This is a genomic window from Streptomyces sp. NPDC048002 (assembly GCF_040653275.1).
GTDB lineage: Bacteria > Actinomycetota > Actinomycetes > Streptomycetales > Streptomycetaceae > Streptomyces.
In genome coordinates, this window is sequence record NZ_JBEZNL010000046.1 from 54322 (window position 1) to 63382 (window position 9061).

7 protein-coding genes are annotated in these 9061 nt (G+C 70.9%); 6 read left to right on the forward strand and 1 reads right to left on the reverse strand.

Features of this window, described 5'->3' with window-relative positions; genetic code table 11:
* Positions 1–7: 7 nt before the first annotated feature.
* Positions 8–2170, reverse strand: coding sequence for a regulator (locus AB0E07_RS34880; RefSeq protein WP_362261068.1), 2163 nt, complete (start codon positions 2168–2170; stop codon positions 8–10).
* 161 nt (positions 2171–2331) lie between these two features.
* Between AB0E07_RS34880 and AB0E07_RS34885 the strand changes: the two genes are divergently transcribed.
* The 6 genes from AB0E07_RS34885 (at position 2332) to AB0E07_RS34910 (ending at position 8971) form a co-directional block, all read left to right on the forward strand.
* Positions 2332–2775, forward strand: a complete 444-nt coding sequence (locus tag AB0E07_RS34885) for a DUF948 domain-containing protein (protein ID WP_362261069.1) — start codon at positions 2332–2334, stop codon at positions 2773–2775.
* Positions 2776–2782: 7 nt separating this feature from the next.
* Positions 2783–3136, forward strand: a complete 354-nt coding sequence (locus tag AB0E07_RS34890; RefSeq protein ID WP_362261071.1) for a hypothetical protein — start codon at positions 2783–2785, stop codon at positions 3134–3136.
* The gene (gene alaS / locus AB0E07_RS34895) at positions 3136–5808 is read left to right on the forward strand and encodes an alanine--tRNA ligase (RefSeq protein ID WP_362261073.1); all 2673 of its coding nucleotides are present in this window, start codon (positions 3136–3138) and stop codon (positions 5806–5808) included. The genes AB0E07_RS34890 and alaS overlap by 1 nt, the downstream gene beginning before the upstream one ends.
* Complete coding sequence (ruvX, locus tag AB0E07_RS34900; RefSeq protein ID WP_362261075.1) at positions 5808–6272, forward strand: Holliday junction resolvase RuvX; 465 nt, start codon at positions 5808–5810, stop codon at positions 6270–6272. The genes alaS and ruvX overlap by 1 nt, the downstream gene beginning before the upstream one ends.
* Positions 6273–6393: 121 nt before the next feature.
* Positions 6394–8112: an endolytic transglycosylase MltG gene (gene mltG, locus AB0E07_RS34905; RefSeq protein WP_362261077.1), complete on the forward strand. Its 1719-nt coding sequence runs from the start codon at positions 6394–6396 to the stop codon at positions 8110–8112.
* A gap of 19 nt (positions 8113–8131) precedes the next feature.
* A complete protein-coding gene (locus AB0E07_RS34910; RefSeq protein WP_362261079.1) occupies positions 8132–8971 on the forward strand; it encodes a shikimate dehydrogenase in 840 nt (279 codons plus the stop codon).
* Positions 8972–9061: the final 90 nt, after the last annotated feature.

The following is a 9061-nucleotide window of genomic DNA, read 5'->3' on the forward strand; positions in this document are numbered from 1 at the left end:
CCGCGCGTCAGCCCGCCGTCTCCCCGCCCTTCCGGGTGGGCGAGGCGGCGGGTTCGTGCGTACCGGGGGACACCTCGCGGGACGTCATCCGGCCCCGCGGCGACGGCGGGCGCGGCGAGCGGGCGGGGCCACGCCCCAGCGCCCGCGCCACCGCCTCCTCCCGGCCGAGCAGGGATCCCGTCCGCACGCACGCCTCGTAGCGCTCGTCGCCCAGCCGCTCCCGGGCGCTCGCCTCGCACAGCTCGTGCGGGGCGTTGTAGTACGCCGAGCCGAACAGCGGCAGCCCCACCGAGGGCCACATCCGCCCCGCCGCCCCCTGCAGCACGGCCGCCTCCACGGCGTCCCCCTCGGCCACCGTCACCAGCGCCAGCAGCTCCACCGCGAGCACCGAGCCGAGCAGGTCGTGGAAGGAGTGCGCCCCGGCCAGGCAGTCCGCCAGCAACCGGCGGGCGTCGGCCTGATCCCCCTCCCGCCAGGCCGCGTACGCCAGCACGTACAGCGCGTACGACCGGGCCCAGCGCTCCCCGTGGTCCTCGCAGACCCGCCGCACGTCCTCGCACAGGCGCACCGCCTCGGCCAGATCGTCCTGGAAGGCCCGTGCCATCGCGAGTTCCACCTGGCCCATCAGGACGTTGCTGTTCAGCTCGCCGATCTCCTGATAGCCGGCCAGCGCCGAGCGCAGCAGCGTTTCGGCACCGGCCATGTCGTCGCTGACCAGCGCCAGACAGCCGGTGCGGTGCTCGGCGTAGGCCGCCGCGGTCCGGTTCGCCGTCAGCTCCGCCTCCTCGCGGCACTCGTGCAGCGCGGCCAGCGCGGCCACCGTGTCGCCCTGGAGGATCGCCACGTAGCCGAGCACCCACAGGGCCTTCAGCAGGGACGGATCGTGGCCGGAGTCGAGCCGGACCGCCTGGTCCAGCCAGTGCCGCCCCTCCGACAGCCGCCCGCAGCCGACCCAGTAGAACCACAGCGAGCCGGCCAGCAGCTGGCCCAGATGGGCCTCGTCCGGCTCGGACAGGCAGTGCTCCAGGGCGCCCCGCAGATTGGGCAGTTCCGCCTCCACCCGGGCGGCGACCTCGGCCTGCCGCGGCGAGAACCAGTCCAGTTCGCACCAGGTCACCAGGCCGAGATACCAGTCGCGGTGCCGCCGCCGCAGCCGCTCCGCGTCACCGGTGGCCGCGAGCCAGTCGGCGCCGTAGGCCCGGACCGTGTCGAGCATGCCGTACCGCACCCCCGAGGTGGTCTCCTCGCGGGAGACCACCGACTGCGCCAGCAGTTGGGAGAGCACGTCGAGGACGTCCTCGGCGGCCAGGCCGTGCCCGCCGCACACGTACTCCACGGCGTCCAGGTCGAAGCGTCCGGCGAACACCGACAGCCGCGCCCACAGCAACCGCTCCTCGGGCGTGCACAGTTCGTGGCTCCAGCCGATCGCCGTGCGCAGCGTGCGATGACGCGGGGGCGTGTCCCGGCCGGCTCCGGTCAGCAGCCGGAACCGGTCGTCGAGACGGGCCAGCAACTGGCCGGGGGAGAGCGCCCGGAGCCGCCCGGCCGCCAGCTCGACGGCGAGCGGGATGCCCTCCAGCCGCCGGCACAGCTCGCGCACGTCCGCGTCGTCCGCGACCGGCACCCCGAGCAGCGCGGCCCGGCAGACGAACAGCTCCACCGCCTCGTCCTCGGCCAGCGGCGCCAGCGGGAACAGCCGCTCGCCCGCCAGCGCGAGGGGTCTGCGGCCCGCCGCGAGCACCCGCAGTCCGGGCGCCCGGCCCAGCAGGTCGGCGACCAGGTCGGCGCACGACTCCACCACGTGCTCGAAGCCGTCGAGGAGCAGCAGCGTCCGCCGGTCGGCCAGCCGCTCGCGGAGCGTCTCGCGCGGCGTGCGCGCGGTGTGGTCGGTCAGGCCCAGCGCCGCCACCACCGCGTGATCGACGAACGCGGGATCACGCACCGGGGCCAGTTCCACCCGCCACACCCCGTCCGGGAACCCGGACCGCCCGGCGGCGTGCGCCGCGAGCCGTGACTTGCCCACCCCGCCGACGCCGGTCACCGTCACCAGCCGGGCCTCGCCGACCGCCTCGGCCAGCCCCGCCGTCTCGGCCGCGCGCCCCACGAACGAGTCGAGCTCCCAGGGCAGATTGCCGGTCACCGGGGTGTCCTCACGCTGTCGCTCCCGCATGGGACACGGAGCGTACTGAAGCGTATTCACTCCGTACAATCGCTTCGCGCAACTCGTGCGCGGGCGGGCGGTAATCCGGTACGGAGCCCCGCGCCCGGCGCGATAGGCTCGGTGCACTGTTTACTCAAGGTTTCGATGTCGCTGCACGTTTCAGAGAGCGGGTGCACACAGTGTCCGGTGGAGAGGTGGCCGGGATCCTGGTGGCCGTGTTCTGGGCGATCCTGGTCTCCTTCCTCGCCGTGGCACTGGTGAGGCTGGCCCAGACGCTCAGGGCGACCACCAAGCTCGTCGCGGACGTGACCGACCAGGCCGTCCCGCTCCTCGCGGACGCCTCCTCGGCGGTGCGGTCGGCGCAGACCCAGATCGACCGGGTCGACGCCATCGCCTCCGACGTCCAGGAGGTCACCTCCAACGCCTCCGCGCTGTCGACCACGGTGGCCTCCACCTTCGGCGGCCCCCTGGTCAAGGTCGCGGCCTTCGGCTACGGCGTGCGCCGGGCCATCGCGGGCCGCAAGGACGACGTGCCCGTCAGGGAACCCCGACGTACCGTGATCGTGGGCCGCACCGTTCCCGCCGCGCGGCGGAGCAAGCGGAAGAAGGGCTGATCCAGCGATGTTCCGCCGTAGCTTCTGGTTCACCACAGGTGTGGCCGCAGGTGTGTGGGCGACCACCAAGGTCAACCGCAAGCTCAAGCAGCTGACCCCCGAGCACCTCGCCACCCAGGCCGCCAACAAGGCACTTGAGGCGGGCAACCGCCTCAAGGACCGCGCGGTGGGCTTCGCGCTCGACGTCCGCGACAACATGGCCCAGCGGGAGGCCGAGCTGGAGGACGCGCTGGGCATCCAGGCGGACCCCGAACTCCCCGCCCCGCGGCGGCGCGCCGCGATCGAGAACCGCACCAAGCCGAAGTCGTACGTCATCGACGACAACACGACGTACTCGTACAACCGGAATGAGGACCACTGATGGAGTCGGCTGAGATCCGCCGCCGCTGGCTGAGCTTCTTCGAGGAGCGCGGGCACACCGTCGTCCCTTCGGCGTCGCTCATCGCGGACGACCCGACTCTGCTCCTCGTCCCCGCCGGCATGGTGCCCTTCAAGCCCTACTTCCTGGGCGAGGTCAAGCCGCCCTTCGACCGCGCCACCAGCGTGCAGAAGTGCGTCCGCACCCCGGACATCGAAGAGGTCGGCAAGACCACCCGGCACGGCACGTTCTTCCAGATGTGCGGCAACTTCTCCTTCGGCGACTACTTCAAGGAAGGCGCCATCAAGTACGCCTGGGAGCTGCTCACCAGCCCCCAGGACAAGGGCGGTTACGGCCTGGAGCCGGAGAAGCTCTGGATCACCGTCTACAAGGACGACGACGAGGCCGAGCGCATCTGGCACGAGGTCGTCGGTGTGCCCAAGGAGCGGATCCAGCGCCTGGGCATGAAGGACAACTACTGGTCCATGGGCGTCCCCGGCCCCTGCGGCCCCTGTTCCGAGATCAACTACGACCGCGGCCCCGAGTTCGGCGCCGAGGGCGGCCCCGCCGTCAACGACGAGCGGTACGTGGAGATCTGGAACCTCGTCTTCATGCAGTACGAGCGCGGCGAGGGCATCGGCAAGGACAACTTCGAGATCCTCGGCGAACTGCCGAGCAAGAACATCGACACCGGGCTCGGCCTGGAGCGGCTCGCCATGATTCTGCAGGGCGTGCAGAACATGTACGAGATCGACACCTCGATGGCCGTCATCGACAAGGCCACCGAGCTGACCGGTGTCGCCTACGGCGACGCCCACGGCTCGGACGTCTCCCTGCGCGTGGTCACCGACCACATGCGCACCTCGGTGATGCTCATCGGTGACGGTGTCACCCCCGGCAACGAGGGCCGCGGCTACGTCCTGCGCCGCATCATGCGCCGCGCCATCCGCAACATGCGCCTCCTCGGCGCCACCGGTCCGGTCGTCCAGGACCTGATCGACGTCGTGATCGGCATGATGGGCCAGCAGTACCCCGAGCTGATCACCGACCGCGAGCGGATCGAGAAGGTCGCCCTCGCCGAGGAGAACGCCTTCCTCAAGACGCTGAAGGCCGGCACCAACATCCTCGACACGGCCGTCTCCGACACCAAGGCCACGGGCTCCACCGTGCTCGCCGGCGACAAGGCCTTCCTGCTCCACGACACCTGGGGCTTCCCGATCGACCTCACCCTGGAGATGGCCGCCGAGCAGGGCCTGTCCGTGGACGAGGACGGCTTCCGGCGCCTGATGAAGGAGCAGCGGGAGCGTGCCAAGGCGGACGCCCAGGCCAAGAAGACCGGCCACGCCGGCGCGGGCGCCTACCGGGAGATCGCCGACAAGACCGGCGAGACCGAGTTCATCGGCTACGGCGACACCGAGGGCGAGTCGACGATCGTCGGCATCCTCGTCGACGGCGCCTCCTCGCCGGCCGCCACGGAGGGCGACGAGGTGGAGATCGTTCTCGACCGCACTCCGTTCTACGCCGAGGGCGGCGGCCAGATCGGCGACACCGGCCGGATCAAGGTCGACACCGGTGCCGTGATCGAGATCCGCGACTGCCAGAAGCCGGTCCCGGGCGTCTACGTCCACAAGGGCGTCGTCCAGGTCGGCGAGGTCACCGTCGGTGCCAAGGCCCACGCCTCCATCGACTCCCGCCGCCGCACGGCCATCGCCCGTGCCCACTCGGCCACCCACCTCACCCACCAGGCCCTGCGCGACGCGCTCGGCCCGACGGCCGCCCAGGCCGGTTCCGAGAACCAGCCGGGCCGCTTCCGCTTCGACTTCGGTTCCCCCTCCGCCGTTCCGACGGCCGTGATGACCGACGTCGAGCAGAAGATCAACGAGGTGCTCTCCCGCGACCTGGACGTGCACGCCGAGGTCATGGGCATCGACGAGGCCAAGAAGCAGGGCGCCATCGCCGAGTTCGGCGAGAAGTACGGCGAGCGCGTGCGCGTGGTGACCATCGGCGACTTCTCCAAGGAGCTGTGCGGCGGCACCCATGTGCACAACACCGCTCAGCTCGGCCTGGTCAAGCTGCTCGGCGAGTCGTCGATCGGCTCGGGCGTGCGCCGCATCGAAGCCCTCGTCGGCGTCGACGCCTACAACTTCCTCGCCCGCGAGCACACCGTCGTGGCCCAGCTCCAGGAGCTGATCAAGGGCCGCCCGGAGGAGCTCCCGGAGAAGGTCTCCGCCATGCTCGGCAAGCTGAAGGACGCCGAGAAGGAGATCGAGAAGTTCCGCGCCGAGAAGGTGCTCCAGGCCGCCGCCGGGCTCGCCGAGTCCGCGCAGGACGTACGCGGGATCGCCCTGGTGACCGGTCAGGTCCCGGACGGCACCACCGCCGACGACCTGCGCAAGCTCGTCCTCGACGTGCGGGGCCGCATCCAGGGCGGCCGGGCCGTCGTGGTGGCCCTGTTCACCGTGGCCGGCGGCAAGCCGCTGACGGTCATCGCCACCAACGAGGCCGCCCGCGAGCGCGGTCTGAAGGCCGGCGATCTGGTCCGCACGGCCGCCAAGACCCTCGGCGGCGGCGGTGGCGGCAAGCCGGACGTCGCCCAGGGCGGCGGCCAGAACCCGGCCGCCATCGGTGAGGCCGTGGCCGCCGTGGAGCGCCTGGTCGGGGAGACGGCCAAGTAATGCGCAGAGGACGTCGGCTCGCCATCGACGTCGGGGACGCCCGGATCGGGGTCGCCTCGTGCGACCCCGACGGGATCCTCGCCACCCCGGTGGAGACGGTCCCCGGCCGGGACGTCCCCGCGGCCCAGCGCCGGCTGAAGCTGCTGGTCGAGGAGTACGAGCCGATCGAGGTCGTCGTCGGACTCCCGCGCTCCCTCAAGGGGGGCGAGGGTCCGGCCGCGGTCAAGGTCCGCGGCTTCGCCCAGGAGCTCGCACAGGGCATCGCGCCCGTCCCGGTCCGGCTCGTGGACGAGAGAATGACCACGGTGACGGCCAGTCAGGGACTGCGCGCCTCGGGCGTGAAGTCGAAAAAGGGCAGATCGGTCATTGACCAGGCAGCCGCTGTGATCATCCTTCAGCAGGCCCTCGAATCCGAACGGGTGTCAGGTAAAGCCCCGGGTGAGGGCGTCGAAGTGGTCATCTGATCGCGATACGGTAACGTTCCGCGCGATGCGATGGTGTTCGAACAGCCACCGCACAAGTTGAGGCGGGACGGATGCCGGGCCGGACGCCGCGCGACCGCCGCCTCGCGGCTCTAGGGGATCGATGACTGAGTATGGCCGGGGCCAGGGCTCCGAACCGTGGCATCCCGAGGACCCGTACTACGGGGACGGTGGATGGGAGGGACAGCAGGCCCACGCGGGCCAGCAGTCCCCCTACGGCGGCCAGCCGCAGCACCACCCGCAGCAGCCGCAGCAGCCGCAGTACGGCGACTGGGGCACCGACCAGCAGGCCGGTTACGGTCAGCCCCAGCAGCAGTACCCGCACCAGTACGACCAGCAGCAGTACCCGCAGCAGGGGAACGAGCAGCACTACCCCCAGCAGCAGTACCCGCAGCAGGATCAACAGGGGTACGGCGACGGCGGCTGGGGCACGGGTACGCATACGCATGTGCAGTACACCGACCCCGTCGACCCGTACGGTCAGCAGGCCGGGGGGTACGGCCAGCCGCAGCCGGACTACTACGGCACGCCCGAGGCCTACCCACCGCCGCAGCCGCCCAATCGGCGGCAGCCGGAACCCGAGCCGGAACCCGACTGGGATCCGGGCCCCGACCAGGGGGAGCACGCCTTCTTCGCGGGGGGCGACGACGATGACGACGACTTCGACGACGAGTCGCAGGGCCGGCGCGGACGAGGCGACCGGGGCGACAGCGGTGAGCGTCGCGGCCGGGGCGGCAAGGGCAAGAAACGGCGCAGCGGCTGCGCCTGCCTGGTGGTCGCGCTCGTCTTCGGCGGCGGTGTCGCCGGCGTCGGATATTTCGGGTATCAGTTCTACCAGAATCGTTTCGGTGACGCCCCGGACTTCGCGGGCGGCGGCAACGGCGAGAAGGTCACCGTCGAGATCCCCAAGGGTGCGGGCGGCTATGTCATCGGCCAGGAGCTGAAGGCCAAGGGCGTCGTCAAGAGCGTGGACGCGTTCGTCGCCGCGCAGCAACAGCATCCGAAGGGCAACTCGATCCAGGCGGGCGTCTACACCCTGGAGCGGGAGATGTCGGCCGACAGCGTCATCGAGATGATGCTCAGCCCCGACAGCCAGAACAACCTGATCATCCCCGAGGGCACGCGCAACGTCCGCATCTACGAGATGATCGACACGCGTCTCGACCTCGACAAGGGCACCACGGCGGAGGTCGCCGAGGAGAAGGCGGACAGCCTCGGCCTGCCGGAGTGGGCGACGGGCCACAAGGACGTCAAGGACCCGCTGGAGGGCTTCCTCTACCCGTCCAGCTATCCGGTCGCCCAGGGGCAGAAGCCCGAGGCGGTCCTCAAGGAGATGGTCGCGCGGGCCACCGAGAAGTACGAGGAGCTGGGCCTGGAGAAGAAGGCCGACGACCTGGGCCTCGACGGACCCTGGGAACTCCTCACCGTGGCGAGTCTGGCGCAGGCCGAGGGCACCAGCCACGACGACTTCCGCAAGATGGCGGAGGTCGTCTACAACCGCCTGGAGCCCGGGAACCCCGAGACCTACGGCTCGCTGGAGTTCGACTCCACGTACAACTACATCAAGAACCAGAGCAAGATCGACCTCACGATCGCCGAGCTGCGCCAGTTCGACAACCCGTACAACACGTACTTCGTCAAGGGACTGCCGCCCGGTCCTATCGACAACCCCGGCGAGGAGGCGCTCAAGGGCGCGCTCAACCCGACCGACGACGGCTGGTTCTACTTCATCTCGCTCGACGGCAAGACCAGCAAGTTCACCAAGACGCTCGCCGAGCACGAGAAGCTGGTCGAGAAGTTCAACGCCTCGCGGAACAACTGACGGCTCAAGGACAGGTTCAATGACAGTGCAGGGCACAGACGCCCGCCGGGCCGCCGTGCTCGGTTCGCCCATCGCCCACTCCCTCTCGCCGGTGCTGCACCGCGCCGCCTACGCGGAGCTGGGGCTGGCCGACTGGACGTACGAGCGGTTCGACGTGGACGAGGCCGCGCTGCCCGGGTTCTTCGCGGGACTGGGGCCCGAATGGGCCGGACTGTCGCTGACCATGCCGCTGAAGCGCGCGGTCATCCCGCTGGTCGACGAGATCAGTGAGACGGCGCGCTCGGTCGAGGCCGTCAACACCGTCGTGTTCACCGAGGACGGGCGCCGGGTCGGCGACAACACCGACATCCCCGGCATGGTCGCCGCCCTGCGCGAACGCGGCATCGAACAGGTCGACTCCGCGGCGATCCTGGGCGCCGGCGCCACCGCGTCCTCCGCGCTGGCCGCCCTCGCCCGTATCTGTACCGGTGAGGTGGTGGCCTACGTCCGCAGCGCCGCCCGAGCCGCCGAGATGCGGGAGTGGGGCGAGCGGCTCGACGTCGAGGTCCGTACGGCGGACTGGGCGGACGCCGCCGAGGCGCTCCGCGCGCCCCTGGTGATCGCGACCACCCCCGCCGGCACGACGGACGACCTCGCCCCGGACGTGCCCGAGCGCCCCGCCACGCTCTTCGACGTGCTGTACGAGCCGTGGCCGACGAACCTCGCCGCCCGCTGGTCCGCCTACGGCGGCGCCGTGGTGAGCGGCCTTGACCTGCTGGTGCATCAGGCGGTGCTCCAGGTCGAGCAGATGACGGGCCGCTCCCCGGCCCCGCTGGACGCCATGCGCAAGGCAGGCGAACACGCGCTCGACGCGCGCTAGGTGTATTGCCCTGTGAGGTTGGGGACGCGGCTGGCGGGTGGTTGGCCTTTCAGCGCGGTGTGTCCGCGGTGGTGATTGTAGGTGTGCAGC